The 16,818-nt window shown below is 31.3% G+C and carries 19 protein-coding genes; 14 read left to right on the top strand and 5 right to left on the bottom strand.

The window, feature by feature from the left end; genetic code table 11:
- Nucleotides 1-41 precede the first annotated feature (41 nt).
- The 14 genes from OLM55_RS07745 (at nucleotide 42) to OLM55_RS07685 (ending at nucleotide 12,965) form a co-directional block, all read left to right on the top strand.
- Complete coding sequence (locus OLM55_RS07745) at nucleotides 42-2,564, top strand: heavy metal translocating P-type ATPase (protein WP_264558337.1); 2,523 nt, start codon at nucleotides 42-44, stop codon at nucleotides 2,562-2,564.
- Nucleotides 2,565-2,664: 100 nt separating this feature from the next.
- Nucleotides 2,665-3,510, top strand: coding sequence for an RteC domain-containing protein (locus OLM55_RS07740; protein WP_109569974.1), 846 nt, complete (start codon nucleotides 2,665-2,667; stop codon nucleotides 3,508-3,510).
- A gap of 416 nt (nucleotides 3,511-3,926) precedes the next feature.
- The gene (locus OLM55_RS07735; protein WP_072780883.1) at nucleotides 3,927-4,214 is read left to right on the top strand and encodes a helix-turn-helix domain-containing protein; all 288 of its coding nucleotides are present in this window, start codon (nucleotides 3,927-3,929) and stop codon (nucleotides 4,212-4,214) included.
- 67 nt (nucleotides 4,215-4,281) lie between these two features.
- A complete protein-coding gene (locus OLM55_RS07730) occupies nucleotides 4,282-5,154 on the top strand; it encodes a transcriptional regulator (RefSeq protein ID WP_264558336.1) in 873 nt (290 codons plus the stop codon).
- A 305-nt stretch (nucleotides 5,155-5,459) separates the two neighbouring features.
- Nucleotides 5,460-6,083: an ATPase gene (locus tag OLM55_RS07725; protein ID WP_264558335.1), complete on the top strand. Its 624-nt coding sequence runs from the start codon at nucleotides 5,460-5,462 to the stop codon at nucleotides 6,081-6,083.
- Nucleotides 6,084-6,172: 89 nt separating this feature from the next.
- Nucleotides 6,173-6,793 carry a hypothetical protein gene (locus OLM55_RS07720; protein ID WP_072780877.1) on the top strand — a complete coding sequence of 207 codons (621 nt, stop codon included), beginning with the start codon at nucleotides 6,173-6,175 and terminating at the stop codon, nucleotides 6,791-6,793.
- A 203-nt stretch (nucleotides 6,794-6,996) separates the two neighbouring features.
- Nucleotides 6,997-8,415, top strand: a complete 1,419-nt coding sequence (locus OLM55_RS07715) for a hypothetical protein (RefSeq protein ID WP_109569972.1) — start codon at nucleotides 6,997-6,999, stop codon at nucleotides 8,413-8,415.
- A 14-nt stretch (nucleotides 8,416-8,429) separates the two neighbouring features.
- Nucleotides 8,430-9,074 (top strand): hypothetical protein, encoded by a 645-nt coding sequence (locus tag OLM55_RS07710; RefSeq protein WP_152378316.1) that lies wholly within the window; start codon nucleotides 8,430-8,432, stop codon nucleotides 9,072-9,074.
- Between the two features lie 111 nt (nucleotides 9,075-9,185).
- Nucleotides 9,186-9,707, top strand: coding sequence for a hypothetical protein (locus OLM55_RS07705; RefSeq protein WP_072780855.1), 522 nt, complete (start codon nucleotides 9,186-9,188; stop codon nucleotides 9,705-9,707).
- Nucleotides 9,708-9,719: 12 nt separating this feature from the next.
- Complete coding sequence (locus OLM55_RS07700) at nucleotides 9,720-10,112, top strand: helix-turn-helix domain-containing protein (RefSeq protein WP_072780852.1); 393 nt, start codon at nucleotides 9,720-9,722, stop codon at nucleotides 10,110-10,112.
- Nucleotides 10,102-10,551 carry a hypothetical protein gene (locus tag OLM55_RS07695; protein ID WP_072780850.1) on the top strand — a complete coding sequence of 150 codons (450 nt, stop codon included), beginning with the start codon at nucleotides 10,102-10,104 and terminating at the stop codon, nucleotides 10,549-10,551. The genes OLM55_RS07700 and OLM55_RS07695 overlap by 11 nt, the downstream gene beginning before the upstream one ends.
- A 120-nt stretch (nucleotides 10,552-10,671) precedes the next feature.
- Nucleotides 10,672-10,872, top strand: coding sequence for a winged helix-turn-helix domain-containing protein (locus tag OLM55_RS13275; protein ID WP_084656870.1), 201 nt, complete (start codon nucleotides 10,672-10,674; stop codon nucleotides 10,870-10,872).
- A 1,462-nt stretch (nucleotides 10,873-12,334) separates the two neighbouring features.
- Nucleotides 12,335-12,757 carry a DUF6943 family protein gene (locus OLM55_RS07690; protein ID WP_264558334.1) on the top strand — a complete coding sequence of 141 codons (423 nt, stop codon included), beginning with the start codon at nucleotides 12,335-12,337 and terminating at the stop codon, nucleotides 12,755-12,757.
- A gap of 28 nt (nucleotides 12,758-12,785) precedes the next feature.
- Nucleotides 12,786-12,965: a hypothetical protein gene (locus OLM55_RS07685; protein WP_264558333.1), complete on the top strand. Its 180-nt coding sequence runs from the start codon at nucleotides 12,786-12,788 to the stop codon at nucleotides 12,963-12,965.
- Nucleotides 12,966-13,043: 78 nt separating this feature from the next.
- Here the strand turns inward: OLM55_RS07685 and OLM55_RS07680 are convergent, their stop codons facing one another.
- The 5 genes from OLM55_RS07680 to OLM55_RS07660 form a co-directional block, all read right to left on the bottom strand.
- Nucleotides 13,044-13,223 carry a hypothetical protein gene (locus OLM55_RS07680; RefSeq protein ID WP_264560611.1) on the bottom strand — a complete coding sequence of 60 codons (180 nt, stop codon included), beginning with the start codon at nucleotides 13,221-13,223 and terminating at the stop codon, nucleotides 13,044-13,046.
- Nucleotides 13,210-13,461 carry a hypothetical protein gene (locus OLM55_RS07675; RefSeq protein ID WP_264558332.1) on the bottom strand — a complete coding sequence of 84 codons (252 nt, stop codon included), beginning with the start codon at nucleotides 13,459-13,461 and terminating at the stop codon, nucleotides 13,210-13,212. The genes OLM55_RS07680 and OLM55_RS07675 overlap by 14 nt, the downstream gene beginning before the upstream one ends.
- Nucleotides 13,462-13,496: 35 nt before the next feature.
- A complete protein-coding gene (locus OLM55_RS07670; RefSeq protein ID WP_264558331.1) occupies nucleotides 13,497-13,889 on the bottom strand; it encodes a DUF5675 family protein in 393 nt (130 codons plus the stop codon).
- 36 nt (nucleotides 13,890-13,925) lie between these two features.
- Nucleotides 13,926-14,684 (bottom strand): hypothetical protein, encoded by a 759-nt coding sequence (locus OLM55_RS07665; RefSeq protein WP_264558330.1) that lies wholly within the window; start codon nucleotides 14,682-14,684, stop codon nucleotides 13,926-13,928.
- Nucleotides 14,685-15,528: 844 nt separating this feature from the next.
- The gene (locus OLM55_RS07660) at nucleotides 15,529-16,818 is read right to left on the bottom strand and encodes a phenylacetate--CoA ligase family protein (protein WP_264558329.1); all 1,290 of its coding nucleotides are present in this window, start codon (nucleotides 16,816-16,818) and stop codon (nucleotides 15,529-15,531) included.

The following is a 16,818-nucleotide window of genomic DNA, read 5'->3' as shown; positions in this document are numbered from 1 at the left end:
GCGATTCCTTAGGTTACCGGTATAAAATAAAAATCAAACATATGAAACATACATACCACATTGAAGGAATGACCTGCTCTGGTTGTGAAGCCAAAGTTAAAAAAGATTTATCTAATGTTGAAAATGTTACTGAAGTAGAAGTTTTTAAAGAAGATAAAAAAGCATCAATCATCATGTCAAAACATGTTGAAATAGAAGTTTTACAAAATGCTTTAGGAGGAAAAGAGAGTAAATATCAAATTTCTTTACCTATTAATAATTCTAAAGAAGTTGTTCAAGAAAGTTGTTGTTCTACTGGAGAAAAAGAACATAAACATCATGAAATAAAACACACCCATCAAGCTGGTAAATATTATTGTCCTATGCATTGTGAGGGTGATAAAGTGTATGATAAAGCTGGTGATTGCCCTGTTTGTGGAATGGATTTAGTAAAAGAGCCAGAGGTTATTCAAAGCACAAAATATACTTGTCCCATGCATCCTGAAATCATTCAAGATAAGCTAGGTAGTTGTCCTATTTGTGGAATGGATTTAGTACCAATGGAACCAACCGAATCGGAAGAAGATAAAACCTATCAAAAGTTATGGTACAAAATGAAAATTGCAACAATCTTTACCTTGCCTATTTTTATCATTACCATGTCTGATATGATTCCTAACAACCCATTGTACCAACTAATGGATTTACAATATTGGAATTGGATTCAATTGGTATTTACAATTCCTGTCGTTTTTTATGCTTGTTGGATGTTTTTTGAAAGAGCGTGGAAATCAATTGTAAATTGGAATTTAAACATGTTCACTTTAATAGGTATTGGAACAGGAGTTGCTTTTGTTTTCAGTAGTATTGGATTATTATTTCCAGCTATTTTTCCAGACCAATTCAAAACTTCCGAAGGCACCGTTCATTTGTATTTTGAAGCTACTGCAGTAGTTTTAACCTTAGTTTTATTAGGTCAACTTTTAGAGGCTAAAGCGCACAGTAGAACTAGTGGAGCTATTAAAGAACTACTAAAATTAGCACCAACAGAAGCTACTTTAGTCCTGGATGGCGAAGAAAAAGTAATTTCAATTCACGACATTAAAAAAGGAGATATACTTAGAGTAAAACCAGGTGAAAAAATTCCAGTTGATGGAATCATTACTGAAGGAAATAGTACCATTGATGAATCAATGATTACGGGAGAACCTATACCCGTTGATAAAAAAATTGAGGATAAAGTAAGTTCTGGAACAATCAACGGTACAAAATCATTTTTGATGATTGCCGAAAAAGTAGGTTCAGAAACTTTATTATCTCAAATTGTGCAAATGGTTTCAGATGCAAGTCGTTCGAGAGCTCCAATTCAAAATTTAGTAGATAAAATTTCAAAATATTTTGTACCAATTGTGGTACTCATAGCTGTTATTACATTTTTTGTTTGGTGGATTATCGGTCCAGAACCCAAGTTAGTGTATGGTTTTATAAATGCTATTGCAGTATTAATAATTGCATGTCCATGTGCTTTAGGTTTAGCAACACCAATGTCAGTAATGGTTGGTGTTGGTAAAGGTGCTAAATCAGGAGTATTAATTAAAAATGCTGAAGCCATTGAGAAAATGGATAAAATTGATGTTTTAATCACAGATAAAACAGGAACTTTAACCGAAGGAAAACCGTCTGTTGAAAAAATCGTAGTAAAAGATGTAGATGAAAACATAGTTTTAGGAAAAATTGCATCACTAAATCAAAATAGTGAACATCCATTAGCAACAGCAGTTGTAAATTTTGCTAGAGCTAAAAACACTCAGTTTTTTAAAGTAGAAAACTTTGATGCTGTAACAGGTAAAGGAGTTGTTGGGTTTATTGACAATATAAAAGTCAGCTTAGGGAATAAAAAACTAATAGAGCTAGAAGGAATTAAAGATTTTTCAAATATTGAACAAGAAGTTATTACAGAACAAAAGTTAGGAAAAACAGTTTCTTATATTGCTATTGATAAAAAAGTAGTAGGTTATATCACAATTACCGATGCAATTAAAAAATCGAGTTTAGAGGCTATTAACGAACTAAAGCGTCAGGGAATTCAAGTCATAATGTTAACAGGAGATAATGAAAATACGGCAAAAGCAGTAGCTTCTGAACTAAACTTAACCGATTTTAAAGCAAGCTGTTTGCCACAAGATAAATTAGAATACATCAAAGAGCTACAAGCCAAAGGTAAAATAGTAGCAATGGCAGGTGATGGTATAAACGATGCACCAGCATTAGCACAATCCGACATTGGAATAGCAATGGGAACAGGAACAGATGTGGCCATTGAAAGTGCTAAAATTACTTTAGTAAAAGGGGATTTAAAAGGAATAGTGAAAGCTAAAAATTTAAGTCACGCAGTAATGAAAAACATCAAGCAAAATCTGTTTTTTGCTTTTATCTATAATGTTTTAGGAGTTCCAATAGCAGCAGGTGTTTTATTTCCTGTTTTTGGGATATTACTTTCTCCAATGATTGCAGCTTTAGCTATGAGTTTTAGCTCTGTATCAGTAATTGCTAATGCATTACGATTAAGAACTATGAAAATTTAAAAGCACATGTTATCTATATAAATAACTAAAAAAACAACCATCTTTAACAATATTTTTAACACAATGAAGTTTTATACAAACTAACCCATATTGTATTAAAATGAATGAGTATTGTCTGAATTTTTTTAGTGAATTTGAAAAGGAGTATCAAAACATTAAAACTACAAATTCAGACAGTATTGTCATTGCACATAAAGTCACTGAATTAATCGAAAGGAGAAGTAAGGAACTATTCAAATGGCTAAAAAAACATAAATTTAGTTCTCCAGAAGAAGAAATATATTTTTTTAAAGATTTGAAACCTATATTTATATCCAAGCTTATCTATTACAAAACAGTTTTAAGTATAGAAACAAACTTACCAACATCAAAAAAGAATAAGATTAAATTTTATGAAGAAGCTTTAAATTTAATACAAGAAAACACCAATAAGAATAGAAAGTTCTATGAATACTATAGAGCAAGAGCTTCACATAAAGACAATATATATTTCTTGAGAAATTGTGATGCTAATATTTTAAAAAGAGATTGTTCTTTGATCAATTACGATGTAAAATTATGTACTACGCATGATTACAACATGGCTGTAATGATTGCCAACGATATATTAACCACTTATCTAGAAAATAAAATAGAACAATTAGAAAATAATTGCTCAACTGTTCACCCATCCGTACAACAAACAGTTAATTGGACTGGTACTAAAATTGATTTAGTCGAACTCATTTATGCCTTACACCATTCCAAAAAAATTAACAACGGCAGCACTGATATAAAGGAATTAGCTTTATTCTTTGGTAAAATTTTCAATCAAGATATTGAAGAAAATATTTATCGTTTTTACATTGACATCAAAAACAGAAAAACAGGTCGTCCCAAGTTCATCAATCAACTTGCAGAAGTTTTAGAAAAGCATATATTAGAAGATGAAAATGAAAATAAGTAACTTCTTTCTTAAATAAATTTATTTCAAAAACACACAACTTGTGTTGAGGTTGTGAATCAGCTTACAAATCCATGATTTTGACTTACTATACTAAATTGAATTTTATGCTTTAGATTTATTCAATTCAATAAAGTTAGAAAACAAAGCACTTTGTAGTCTTTTAATAAAAAATCGTACACAACTTGTGTTTAGGTTGTGAAATAAAATCAATCAAACTTCACAAATTTGTATTACCGATTAATATTCAAAATTGCCTTAAAGAAATTGAGGCTATTTTTCTTTATTCAATAAAGAAAAATCAAGCATAACCATTGTTACGTTTTATTTTTATTTTGAAGAAGAAAGGAAAAAAGACCGATTTATTAAGGTCATTTTGGGTGTTAATCGGTAAAGTATAACAATTTAAAACATCAGTTATGGCAGTACAAGTTATCACAATCGAAGACTTAAACGAATTTCGTAATCTTCTTCTAAATGATTTAAAAGAAATCATTCAATCCAAACCGCAACAAACAAAACAGTGGCTCAAATCCAAAGAAGTCAGAAAACTGTTAAACATTTCTCCAGGTACTTTACAAAACCTTCGCATCAACGGAACACTAACGTATACTAAAGTTGGTGGCATCATGTATTACGACAATTCAGACATCGAAAAACTCCTAAACGGAAATAAAGTAAATGCAGCTCCAACCCTATTCAAGTAAACCGTCATTGCGAGGCACGAAGCAATCTTTTCTACTCACTCTTCACTAATTACTAATCACTAGTAAAATGAACTACATCAAACACCTAACCGGCTTTTTCGAAAAAGTAGCAATAGACAAATCACTCAACCCAACACACGTGAGTTTATACATCGCTTTATTCCAATTCTGGAATTGCAATCGCTTTAAAAATCCAATCAGTATTTCTCGTGATGAGGTAATGCGTATCAGTAAAATCAGTTCAAAAGCAACCTATCATAAATGCCTTAAAAATTTACACAGCTTAGGTTATATCAATTACGAACCATCCTATAATCCATTCAAAGGAAGTCATGTGTATTTATTCAATTTTTCAGACGACTTAAAACCCATTCAAAAAAACGAAAGAAAACCAAAAAATGAACCACTTATTGAACCTGTTTCTGAACAAGCTCTAAACAAGTCTTGTACTAGTGATGAAACAAGTAGTGAACAAGCACTAGTACCTTCTATAAACTATATAAACAATACAAACAATTTAAACAATGAAAACGTTTCAAACTTGAACGAGCAAGCAAAAAATTTTCAAGAAAGTAATAATGATTTTGTCATTTCGACGATAGGAAACCCGAGTGATAACGAACTGGCGAAGCAAATCACATCCCAAGAAAAAAAGTTGCGCAAAAAAAAGAAAGGTTTCATTCAACCAAACTTGCATGAAATCAAATCCTACTTCCAAGAAAACAGCTTTCCAGAATTAGAAGCACAAAAGTTTTTCAATTACTTCTCAAGCAACGGATGGTTAGTAGGCGGAAAAACACCAATGGTCGATTGGCAAGCAGCGGCACAAAATTGGATATTAAACAGCATTAATTTTAATCACAACACCACAAATTCACCACCTAATCGAGCAAAACACCTCAACACAGGAACTGATAAAGACTATTCAGAACCACTTTAACCGGAATTGTCATCCTGAACTTGTTTCAGGATCTATTCTTTGCGAAACTTTACGAAAACTTTGTACTCTTTGCGGTTAAACTTCCCCAATCTTGTCCTCCTGACGAAGGAAGGAACCCACATAAAAGAAAACTATGATAAACTATCCAGAGCAAAGCGACTTTTTTTAAATGATAATTCTATGTTTCGAGCCTGTGCTGAGCCTGTCGAAGTATGGTTAAAAATTAAAAAAATCAGTGTTAATCCGTCAAATCTGTGTCATCCGTGTTCCAAAAACTTCGCTTTAGCGAATAAATTAAAAGGCAAATGAATGAAAATATAAAAACCCACTACAATTACCCAGAAATAATTAATAAGCTCGAAGCAAAAGGCGTAGAACTATACGGCAATCATTTCAAAATACAAGAAACAGATTACCCTATCGTTTTCAAGCTAATCGCTTATTTCCTTAAAGATGAACCAACATGCTTTCAGTACGGAATAAACCTCAACAAAGGAATATTACTTTCCGGACCAATAGGCTGCGGAAAAACATCACTAATGAACCTAATGAAATACCTAGCACAAACAGAAAATAAATTTTCAGTAAAACCATGCAGAGACATCAGCTTCGAATTCATCCAAGATGGCTACCAAATAATCCACAAATACAGCAATGGTAAACTATATCAATCAGAACCAAGAACCTATTGCTTTGACGATTTAGGAACAGAAAACAATTTAAAATACTTCGGAAACGAGTGCAACGTATTGGCAGAAATTCTATTAAGCAGATATGATCTATTCATCTCCAAAAAACTAAAAACCCACATCACCACAAACCTCTCAGCCACAGAAATAGAAACCCACTACGGCAACCGAGTTCGATCCAGGCTTAGGGAGATGGTAAACCTAATAGCATACGATAAATCAACACTAGACAAAAGATAAGCACATTATACCGTCAGTTCGAGTGTTTTTTGTGCAATGAAATGGAAAAAAAAATGTATCGAGAACCTTTCAAATAACTGAATAACCAAATGAACCATATAACCAACTTCTGGAACCACTTCCAACAAAACAACTTCGTTTTCCTATTTCTAAACGAAATCTCAAAAGACGAACTAAAAACCCATTTCGACAAACTAATCAAAATACTTCATCAATACAACAAAGACCTAGACCTCATCATTAAGAACAAGACTAATGCAGCAGAGTTAATCATCACAGCAAATGGAAATCCATACCTATTCAAAGAAGTAGAATTACTCGTTCATCATGCACCAGTTATAGAGCGTTGGAAAATAACCGCATTCCTCCAACCAGAAACCAATCTAATCAAATACGAAAACGGCACCGACAAACCACTAGAATATTACGGCATCACTTTACGAATAAGTGAAATGTATTTCATCCCACTTGAAAACCCAAACAAACCAACCGATTTAGGAATAAAAGTGCTACTCAAAAACTACATCGTCCACAAAGATAACCTTAGACTTCGTGAAGCCGTTTACGTTCATATTGAGCATCTAATCGGAGAAAAAGCTTTCGCTAATGATATTGCGTTTATTGAAATTGGACAATTAGAAGGATATTATGAAAATCAAATTGAGTTATACAATTTAAAATCCTATATCGACATTGAAATAAACAATTAACTTTTGACAATACATTTTATTTACTGCCAAAGCTTAACAAATATTCTATTTGCAAGGATTTCGAATTTTCCTAGTAACCATAAATGAAATAAAATGTATTTTACTCATAAACAAACTGATAACTTGGTTAATAAATCAAATTGTATCAATTCAAACCATTAGGAATTATTTTATAATTTGCTAATTCTTAAATTTATTAAACAATGATTAAAGTCTATTTAGATTGGAATATTATGTCAGGAATGAAAAACAATCATTTTCCTGAGCTAAATAGCATAATAACAAATAAAGAAAAATTTCTGTTACTATACTCTACTTCCCACATTGGTGATATTTTTGCAAGTATAAAAAATCATAGTGAAGAAGAGCAAAGAATAATTAGAGAGGATTTAGATTATATTACTTTTTTAACTGATGATTTGTGTTTAGTAAATAATTCTAAAGAAGTTACATTAAGCAAATATGAACCAGGTGAATTACTTGATGACAGAATTAGAGAAGCACCAATGTTTCAAAATTTCAGCATTGATAGTTTGTTTAGTTCCGTTGAAGAAAATGATCCAATGTTTGGATTAGTAAATTCTATGAAAAATATGATTTCTTCAATACCATTAAACCTTGCATTTAAAGAAGCTTTTGAAAACCCTGAAAGTGCAGCAATGCTGAACAAAATGTTTCCAGGATTAAAAGAAGACCAAACAATGAATGGTTTCTTTAAAAGTTTTGGTCAAATGTTTCACAATATGAATGAAACAGAAGACTACAAAGATTTAAGAAATATGGTTCAACAAATTGGAGTAAACAGCGGTCACTTCAACGAAAATAAAAATCCTTTTGATATTATTGAAAATGCTTACAAGAAATTTGGAATAGAACATTTTGATGTTAATCAATATTTTGATAAAACTAAAAATGCTCCAGAATGGTTTAACGACATTACCAATGAATATGTTATGTTAGATATGCATGGTTTCAAAGCTGACAAAGTAAAGGTAACTGACAAGGAAAAAAATACTTTTAAGAATACAACCGAAGATGCTTCTCATTCAGCATTTGCATCAAGATGCGAATTTTACATTACTAATGATGATAAAAATTATCACAAAGCAAAAGCAGTATTTCAAAAATTAGGTATTTATACTATTGTTTTAAAACCGAGTGAATTCATTCAATACTATAACTTATTTCTTAATGTAAAAAGTTTTGATGACCACTTTATAAGTATAAATGAAGAATTGAAAAGAATAGAAAATTTTCAAGAACAAAAATATGAAAGTGGAGAAAGTTTTGGCTGGGTAAATTATACTGATCAGTATTTTTTTAATTTCTTCAATAAAATTCTAATCCCAAATTCAGAAGTCAATGATGCTTTATTTATATTAGGTAAAGAAAATCCGTCAAGGAGTTATATTATTAGTCACCGGGAAATTGAAGCAATGTTAAAATTGTTTGCCGATAAATTAGGTTCCGATATAAATGGGAAATCATATTTTGAACTAGGTGAAATAAATAGTAATGAAAATTGGCCAGGGAGAACTTGGGAAACCAATATTGGTCAGATTACAATTAAAAGATTAAATGGATGGTTTCAAATGTATTTTTACCCAATTGAGAAAAATTAAATCGAAATTTCAAAATGGAGCACACAATAAAACTATTCTTAAAATTAGGTAGCGAGAAAAACATTTTTGATTTATTCGAAAATGGAACAATCTATATGAATACAATTGAATATTTTCGCAAAGTTGAAGATGAAGAGTTGAGAGGCGATAGATACGAAGGAGTTTCAAGAGTAATTAATTCTTTGCCGGGCACTTTCAAAATACCAGGAATTGACAGAGAATTTAATTATGTTAAAGTTCATTTAAGAGAAAGTCATAAAGAAGTATTAGGTAATATTTATTCGTTATATGCAATATCTTCAAAAGGATTTCCAAATCCATTAGATTTTGAGTTTGATAAAAGAAATTTGCGTTTTGGGACACATGGAGTAATGATTAAAGATTTACCTCTTTTTTTTAATAAAATAGAAAATGAACTCAAAAAGAACAATTTAAAATTCAGTCATGGTTTTGTAGATTACTATGATAAAGAAGAAGTTTCTAGAGAAATAACATTATTTGAAAAACCTCTTGAATTTGAATACCAAAAAGAATTCCGTTTTTACATAGAAAATGACGAAATTAAACCAATAAAAATTCAAATAGGTAGCATGAAAAATTATGCTGAAATATTCAAAATTGAAGACATCTTAGAATTGAAGTTAGAAATAAAAAAATAGTTTTTAGGTAACAAATAGTATTCTTACATTTGAAAAAATAAACTAAATAGTATATTAAATAATCATAAAATACACTTAAAAGTGTATTTTTGTTTGCAAACTAATAATAAAGTGAATATATTTGCTCTAGAAATATGGGATGATGAAGCTGCTAAATGCACTTTTTACACCGTAAAATATGATGAAGCCGAGACAAATGAAACGGATTTATTCTTTGAAAAATATGATGCAATAGCAGAATATAAAGAAGCAAATCAAGAATTGTTGTCTTTTGTATTGCTATCAATTGGTAATGATCACGGAGCAATAGATGAATTATTCAATAGAGATGAAAACGAAGTTAAGGGATTACCTGTCCAAGGTAAAAGAACAATCGAAAATATTACTTACCACTTTCCGGAATTTCCATTAAGATTATACGCCTTAAAAATCACAAACAACATAGTTATACTTTTCAATGGAGGTATCAAAGATGGTCCAACAAATCAAAAAAGTTCATTGCATTTAGAATGGAGAGCAGCATGTGAATTCGCAAAACGAATTAATGAAGCTTTACAAGATGGAACAATTATTGTTAATGAAAAAAATAGAAAACTTACTAATTATGATGGTTCAGATGAAATCATCCTCTAAAAATCCAAAACAATGAGAAGCAAAGTAGCACAAAGAATTTTAGCAGAAACACCGGAAGAAACAAAAATCTTCGCAAGATTGTATGCTGATATCGTGGTTCGAGTAAATCAATTGTTAAAAGCAAAAGGATTTAGCCAAAAAGATTTAGCAGATAAACTTGAAAAAAGACCTTCTGAAGTTAATAAATGGTTGGTAGGAGAACATAATTTTACATTACGTTCTTTAGCTAAACTTGAAGCAGAACTTGGGGAGTCAATTATTAATGTTCCACAAAGAAAACCAATGGGAACATCTGGATATGTAACCGTTTACAGAAATAATGCTATAAATACTGATGTAGCATATACTAATTCGTGGAAAAAATCTAAATCTAACAATAAAACAGCATTAGCCAATGTCAGCTAATTTATTACAACCTGAAAAAATTGAAATTGTTGATTTTAAAATCATTAAAGGGCAAATTCATAGCCCATTTGATTTTGAAGAAGAAAAAGTTCAAGGACACAATTTCAATGTAAATTTTGAATTAGGTTTTAATATTCCTGATAAATTAATAAAAGCTGATTTTTCAGTAAATGTTGAAACTAAAAGTGAAAAAGAAAATGAAGGTGATGAAGAAGCTATAGGCTCATTTAGTTTTGTTTATGTTTATTATATAGATAATATTGAAGAATTAACAAAGCTAGAAGAAGACAATACAGTAACAATAAGTCCTGCATTAGGAAATGCTTTAGCTGCAATTACATATTCAACTTCAAGAGGAATATTAATGACTCGTTTTCAAGGTACAGCTTTAAGTAATTTTATATTACCTATTATTAATCCAAATAAGTTAATAGAATAATATTTTGTTTTTCAAAGAGTATATTTTGTCCCATTTATAGTAAATATTTGGGGCATTTTTTTTTAACCAAATAATTCGAAAATGTAAAATTTCGAAAAGTGGGTAGAAAAGTGGGTAGAAATCCTAACGGAAAGTAGAGTTGATATTCTAAAAATTATTCATAAAAACAGTAAAATCACCATTCGTGAGCTATCAGAGAACATTGGCTTAAGCCTTTCTGCTATTGACAAAAACTTACTTTTCTTAAAAGATTTAGGCATACTAAAAAGAATGAAAGGTGCTAATGGTGGATACTGGGTTATTCATTTTAAATTACCATAAGTGGGTAGAAAAGGTAAAATAAATAAATTAAAATCTCTTTCCAATTGCCACTCCTTCCCAACGCTCCTAAAAAAATTACTGTCATGGTTTTTGTCCCAACTCATATCAAGCACTTTGTCTGTTGGCTAAAACGTTTTGTTTAAAAAGAAAAATCCAATAAGCCATCAGTCAAAGAGCTTGCCCAACGCTCAAAACAAAAACACGTACGCTACGCAACTCATGCCAATAATTTTTTCTCCCAAGCTTAGTTACATAATGTGGCATTATAGTGCATAAACAAAATCCCAATTCCAAAAGAAGTTACCGGATGCACTATAATAACATTATGTAAAAAAGCCGCACAGCCAACGCTCGAGGCAGTGGCTCCAGGACAACATTTTTTGCAGCTCCCATCGCATCACCCAGCTACAAAAAACACCGTCCTTCGCCACTGCCTTAAACACGTATCATTTCCATTTGAAAATCCTCAAACTTAATTGTTCTTTGAAACTATTCGGTCACTGTTTTTATATACTTTGTGTTTAAATCGGTTAGTAGTTGCATTGTTTTTGTGCGTGCTACAATTCCATAATAACCCAATTCATAATTCATAATTCTCCATTCATAATTACTCTCTGGCACCCACAAAATCAAAAAGAGCCAGCAAGAATATGATTTTTCATTTGCCAGAAAACACAAACTCCATTGCTTTCACGTTGGCCAGATGCCTTAACTCTTTCCACAAGAGCTATTCACTAATCACTCACAAAAAGGCATCTATCCAACATAAAAGCAATCACAACAATCCCATAAGCAAATAAAAAATCACACACTTGCCTGCGCTACTGCCTCATCGCACTAGGTAAGTATTTGCATTGTTTTTTGAAGATGCTTCCCATTTCCATAAGGATATTTTCTGCTAACCGAACACTGCTACTGCCGACTGAACTAAAGGCATCCTCAAAAATCAAATCCACAAAAGAGTATTAAATTTTAAAACAGGATAAAAGCATTATCTATAATTTGTCTATGGTTATTTATCCTGTTTTAAAATTCATTACCCTTTAAACAACTTCCACATTCCAAAACACAACCTCGTTAGATAGAACGTTACCAAAAAAACACCCGATTACATAAGAACGATTATAGGTAATTTCAAAAAAAAATAAATAAAAAAAAGGAAGCAAAGATAAGTTCCAGGTTTACAAAAAAGCAAGTTCAAGCCCTGCGGGTTTTTGAAAAAATCTCCACCTTTTCAGGTAGTATTTTTTCAAAAAAACTTGCTTTTTTGAAACCTTCCACTTGAAATGACGGCTTTCTTTTTTTTCTTTTTTTCTTTTGAAATGAATATTCTTCGCTTCCAATTATAAAATAAAATTTGGCGAAAAAAATTTATGGGTGGAGCATAGCGAGGCACACCTGCATTTCATAAGAAACACCGCAGAAAATTGAAAATCTAACCAATTTTTTAAAAGCCGATGTTATGCTAAAATTTGTCATTAAAACGTACACTAAAGGAACGATTTACAAAAATCCACACCTATTCATTTTAAACAAAGGATTAAACAGTGGAAAGCCTTCAAATGAGCCATTCACAAATAGTTTTGTTGTCATTTTCGAGAATAAAGAAGATTTTGACAATATCAATTTAACTGCTTATGCACTTTGGAAAACAAAATTCTGGCATCAGTTTCTTTGTGGTTCTGTAATTCCTTTTTTACGCTTACATGATGTTAGAAAAGAATTTCCAAACAAAGTTAACCAAGAAATTAAAGACCACGAAGAACACCTTAAAAACGTGCAAACTTTAAAGCTTTTAGAACAATCTGAAAAACGATTCAATGAAAATCTAAATCTTATTAATGATATGCGTAGAGTGATTTTACACCGCTATTGCAATAGATAATATTTTTTTAACTTTTAAATTTATAATTATGAGCATCTTTTTGTTATTTCAGACAGACACGTGGAAATCAAAAGCTTCAAGAGTATTTTTTGGTGCTTTTGACAGTAGAACCAAAGCATTAGATTATGCAAAATATAATGAGTTATATTGGTGCAATTCTGAGGTTGTAGTAGTTGAGGTAGTACTCAATCAATTTGGGGAGTTCTAAAAACAAAAAAATGCCTAATCCATTTGGAAAAGGCATTTTTACAATTTAACCCAAAGGTCACCACAACAAGGGCTAAACTTATTTTTTGTGCTTCTTTTGTAGGCTTTTAAGTAGTAACGAAATCGTAAAGCTGACAATTGCTCCAACAGTAGCTAATATAATAGTTTTTGCTATATCATCAGAATTTATATTTGGTACTATACTTAAAAATGTGCCTCCAGCAGTTCCCATTAAAGTACTACTATTATTTGCTTCCATCTTTGTCATCCTGAGCTTGTCGAAGGACGCTGTCATCAGTTGTAGTAAGCTGACTAGTTGCTGTCAAAACTCCTCCAGCAACTGCCATATAACCTCCAATAGTTGTAACTAATACTGGTAAGCCAATTGGAGCAGCTAAAATCGTTCCACCAACAGCAGCCAAAACCAAACCAACATTTCGAAGCACTTTAAAAAACTTTGGAGTAGGAGCTGTAGCTCTATTTACAATTTTTTTCATAATTTATATTTTTTCATTCCCATAAAAATGGAAATCTATTCAACAATCAATTCTACACTTTCTTTTCTGTCTAAAGCTTTATAAACTAAAATTTTAAGTTTCTCAAATGCTTTTCTCGACATAAGTCCCAAACCTGGTCCAGAAAGTTTCGTCACAGGAGCAATACAACCATTCAATTCTTTCAAAGCATTATTAGCAGGATGAAATAAAATAAAACTTCTATTTGCTACATCAATAACTTCTAAATGCCATTTGAATTTCGGACTATATCGCTTTCTAATAAAATATTTCCCTTCCGGAATGCAGGAAACTCTCTTTTCATTATTCTTCCAAGGTAATTCAATTGTATAACAGATGAATTCGCCATCGCATTTGAGCTTTCCGTTTGTTCCGTCAGGGAAATAAGTTCTAGTTAAAAATAAAATCATACTTCTAAATTCTGATTTCTAAATTCTAACTTCAGACTACACACCACCATCAACTTTAGCAAGTGACAACGGATTAAAAGCACCATTTTTCAAAGGATACATTTGTCCATTAATTTCTTGATAAAATTCAACTCCAACAGCCAAAAATAATGGTTTTGTACTTGCAGGAGTAACAGCATTCACTTGGTTTATTGCAGCAGTAGCTGTATTATCCCAAGGCAAAATCGCAGTTTCAGAACTAGAAACTACAAAAGTTTCCGTTTCAAAATCAACTTCTGCACCTCCAGAAATGATTTTAAAATGTGTAGTTCCACTTGGTGCTGCAATCATGTTCGCAGGAATAAATGATGCCAAATCCACTTTAATTTCTCCAGCTGCTCGATCAATAGTTGCTACATAAGGAGCAAATAAAGAAGTTCCAAGCTTACCACGAATATTGAATTCAAATCCAAATAACAATTCAGCTTCTCCATCAATAACATTTCTCAAACCTCTTTCGCTCACTAAATCCGCTTGAATAACTTTCACCATTCGTTGCGTCAAACGACTCACCATTCTACCATCAGCAGAGTTCAATAGTAATGGTCTAAAAGCTGTTCTTAAAAGCTTTCCTGCTTTTCCAGCTCTTCCAAACTCCGAACCATTCTCACGCGTTCTTTGAAACGCAGGATCGCTAGCAATTCTACTAGCATCAATTCCACCCTTCTCACGAGCCAAATGTCCGTCTTGGGTTTTATAAAAAGTAATATCTCCGATAGTACCTTTTAATTTAATTATGCCTTTCTGTCTAGCCATAACTTAAAAATTTAATTAAACAATCATTTAAAATCTCCTTCATTCTATCAACAGGTTGCAACCACTTTCCGAATGATTTAAACAAAGTTTACATAACATTTAGCTAAAGAAAAAGACGTGAGTGTACCATATGTCCAAAAAAGACACAAGTGTCTTAAATAAACATAAAAACACAATAAATACGTTTAATAAAAAAGGATTAAATTGCAGGAGAATTTCTGCAAGTCAGAAGTAAGTCAAAGCCTAATCAAAGGTATAGATAAAGTATGAAAATTGAAAAACAGAGAGTTTGTATCTACCCGAAGGACATACAACGCATAACTGGGAAAAGTTATCGTCAAAGTGCTAGATTGATGCAAAAGGTAAAAAAAGACCTTAACAAGCTCGAAAATGAGTTTCTTACAATTGAAGAATTTTGTTCATATGCTGGCATAAAATATGAACAAGTAACTCACTTGATTTTTGGTTAATATTCTTGAAAATATTTCAACATTATTAACTTAAAAATAGGGTCATTATATGCTTAAATAACTAGTTCAAATTTTAGTCTTGATGCTTTAATATTCAAACAATTATCCTTATATTTGACTACTTTGAATTTAGATTAATTGTTTCCCAATTTTGAGGAGTCAGTCAAGGAGTCACTTAAATAATATACTTTGCGAAGTATTGATTTTATTGGTTATTTTTATTAGTAACAAGACCCTCTTTCTCCGCAGAGCAAGGCTCAAAAAACTAAAACCCTTTAAATACTAGTATTTAAAGGGTTTTTATTTATATTCTTTTTCATAACTAAAAAAGCCTTAAGTCATTCTGATAGCTTTTTTGCTCTATTGTAGTAATCTTATTTTCTTAAATCTATAAAACGTATTGGTTTTCTACTCATTGGTGTAAATACAATTTTATTTATTACATCCAAAGAGACCACTTCTACATTAGGTGCAACTCTTAGTTTTGCTCTAAAATGATCTTTTATACTATCTAAAAATTCTTTTGAAGTGTTTGTTGTTGCAACTTTAAGCACAATCTCATCTGTACCAAAAGAGTTTGTAGTAATTTCTATTACATGCTGTTGAATTTCATCAAAAGAAGCCAACAAATCATGCATAACTGGTGGATACAATGTTGTTCCTTTGTATTTAATCATTTGTTGTTTTCTACCTAAAACAGGTCCAACTCGTGGTGTATTTCTACCGCAAGCACAAGTTTCTGTATGTATTTTAACGATGTCACCAGTTTTAAAACGAAGCAAAGGGATTGCTTCTACACCTAATGTGGTAATTGTTAATTCGCCACTTCCCCCATCTATAACTGGTAAATCATTATCATCTAAAATTTCCGTAATAATTAACTCTGGATGTTGATGTCCGCCATGAAAAAACTCACATTCGGTAAAAGCCGTACTCATTTCAGTAGAAGCGTAAGTTGAATGCAAATTAATATTCCATTTATTAGTAACTTTCTCAGCTAATAAACTTGACGAAAAATCTTGATTTCGTAATGTTTCGCCAATACAAATTACGCCTTTTACACTTGAAGCGTTATAATCTATACCTTTTTGCTCAGCATATTCAATAAGTTTTAACAGAAACGACGGAACTGCAATTAAGTATTTTGGTTTGTATTTTAAAATAGAATCCCATTGTAATTCTGGAATTCCCGCTCCTACTCTAATTACTCCAGCGCCTAATTTTCGTAAGCCTAAAAAATAAGCTAAACCCGCCATAAAACGCCTATCCAAAGTAGTCATTAATTGCACAACATCTCCTTTTTGAATACCAGCACAAGCAAAAGAAATGGCTTCATTATAAGCCAATCTGTCTAAATCTTTATCGGTTAAACCAAAAGTAACAGGATCTCCTAATGTTCCAGAAGTAGTAGCATAATCAACAATTTCGTGCATTGGAACACAGAAAAAATCATCGTTATACTTTTGTAAAGCATCTTTTGAAGTTGTTGGTATTTTTTGTAAATCTGAAATTGTTTTAATTTCAGAAACATCAATATTTTCTTTACTAAATAAGTTTTTATAGTAAGGTGATTTTTGACTTAAATAAACCAATGTTTCTTGCAATTTCTCATTTTGAAAACGCGCGATTTCTTCTGAACTTAATTTTTCTATTGCAGGAATCAT

It is taken from the genome of Flavobacterium sp. N2270, assembly GCF_025947225.1.
In the GTDB taxonomy this organism is placed as follows: domain Bacteria; phylum Bacteroidota; class Bacteroidia; order Flavobacteriales; family Flavobacteriaceae; genus Flavobacterium.
This window is presented reverse-complemented; position numbering and strand designations above follow the sequence as displayed.

What these genes read in the sequence shown, in the direction of transcription:
- OLM55_RS07700 (WP_072780852.1), top strand. Translation starts at nt 9,720, where the DNA reads ATGAGAAGCAAAGTAGCACAAAGAATTTTAGCAGAAACACCGGAAGAA.
- OLM55_RS07725 (WP_264558335.1), top strand. Translation starts at nt 5,460, where the DNA reads ATGAATGAAAATATAAAAACCCACTACAATTACCCAGAAATAATTAAT.
- OLM55_RS07740 (WP_109569974.1), top strand. Translation starts at nt 2,665, where the DNA reads ATGAATGAGTATTGTCTGAATTTTTTTAGTGAATTTGAAAAGGAGTAT.
- OLM55_RS07675 (WP_264558332.1), bottom strand. Translation starts at nt 13,461, where the DNA reads ATGAAAAAAATTGTAAATAGAGCTACAGCTCCTACTCCAAAGTTTTTT.
- OLM55_RS07720 (WP_072780877.1), top strand. Translation starts at nt 6,173, where the DNA reads ATGAACCATATAACCAACTTCTGGAACCACTTCCAACAAAACAACTTC.
- OLM55_RS07690 (WP_264558334.1), top strand. Translation starts at nt 12,335, where the DNA reads ATGCTAAAATTTGTCATTAAAACGTACACTAAAGGAACGATTTACAAA.
- OLM55_RS07735 (WP_072780883.1), top strand. Translation starts at nt 3,927, where the DNA reads ATGGCAGTACAAGTTATCACAATCGAAGACTTAAACGAATTTCGTAAT.
- OLM55_RS07665 (WP_264558330.1), bottom strand. Translation starts at nt 14,684, where the DNA reads ATGGCTAGACAGAAAGGCATAATTAAATTAAAAGGTACTATCGGAGAT.
- OLM55_RS07680 (WP_264560611.1), bottom strand. Translation starts at nt 13,223, where the DNA reads ATGGAAGCAAATAATAGTAGTACTTTAATGGGAACTGCTGGAGGCACA.
- OLM55_RS07730 (WP_264558336.1), top strand. Translation starts at nt 4,282, where the DNA reads ATGAACTACATCAAACACCTAACCGGCTTTTTCGAAAAAGTAGCAATA.
- OLM55_RS07715 (WP_109569972.1), top strand. Translation starts at nt 6,997, where the DNA reads ATGATTAAAGTCTATTTAGATTGGAATATTATGTCAGGAATGAAAAAC.
- OLM55_RS07670 (WP_264558331.1), bottom strand. Translation starts at nt 13,889, where the DNA reads ATGATTTTATTTTTAACTAGAACTTATTTCCCTGACGGAACAAACGGA.
- OLM55_RS07685 (WP_264558333.1), top strand. Translation starts at nt 12,786, where the DNA reads ATGAGCATCTTTTTGTTATTTCAGACAGACACGTGGAAATCAAAAGCT.
- OLM55_RS07745 (WP_264558337.1), top strand. Translation starts at nt 42, where the DNA reads ATGAAACATACATACCACATTGAAGGAATGACCTGCTCTGGTTGTGAA.
- OLM55_RS07660 (WP_264558329.1), bottom strand. Translation starts at nt 16,818, where the DNA reads ATGATTCCTGCAATAGAAAAATTAAGTTCAGAAGAAATCGCGCGTTTT.
- OLM55_RS07710 (WP_152378316.1), top strand. Translation starts at nt 8,430, where the DNA reads ATGGAGCACACAATAAAACTATTCTTAAAATTAGGTAGCGAGAAAAAC.
- OLM55_RS07695 (WP_072780850.1), top strand. Translation starts at nt 10,102, where the DNA reads ATGTCAGCTAATTTATTACAACCTGAAAAAATTGAAATTGTTGATTTT.